Below are 446 nucleotides of genomic sequence, written 5' to 3'. Positions count from 1 at the left end.
CGTCCTTCTTCGGCTCCTGGTGCCTAGGCATCCTCCGTGCGCTCTTACTAGCTTAACCATATGCTCGGGTGATCGCTCACCTTCGCTTCTAATAAAAACAACTAAAGGATGTTTCAGCAATTCTTTTTCTTTCGTTATCCAGTTTTCAAGGTGCAATTTGATAAAAGTTGTTGGTGGAGCCAAGCGGGATCGAACCGCTGACCTCCTGCTTGCAAGGCAGGCGCTCTCCCAGCTGAGCTATGGCCCCATACAAATTCCATCAAAGCTGAACAAATGGTTTTCACGTCTTGCGCTCAAAGCGCCATATACCGATAACTTATATCCGAACCTCATCGGGTCCGGGTATTTCCTTAGAAAGGAGGTGATCCAGCCGCACCTTCCGATACGGCTACCTTGTTACGACTTCACCCCAATCATCTACCCCACCTTCGACGGCTAGCTCCCTT

Annotated in this window: 1 tRNA gene and 1 rRNA gene; both read right to left on the bottom strand. The window is 49.6% G+C overall.

Annotated features, from left to right (window positions below):
* Positions 1–171 precede the first annotated feature (171 nt).
* Positions 172–247, bottom strand: a tRNA-Ala gene (locus MRBLPE1_RS16790).
* 107 nt (positions 248–354) lie between these two features.
* A 16S ribosomal RNA gene (locus tag MRBLPE1_RS16785) occupies positions 355–446 on the bottom strand; the annotation flags it as partial.

This window comes from Paenibacillus sp. LPE1-1-1.1, from assembly GCF_040676435.1.
GTDB lineage: Bacteria > Bacillota > Bacilli > Paenibacillales > Paenibacillaceae > Pristimantibacillus.
This window is presented reverse-complemented; position numbering and strand designations above follow the sequence as displayed.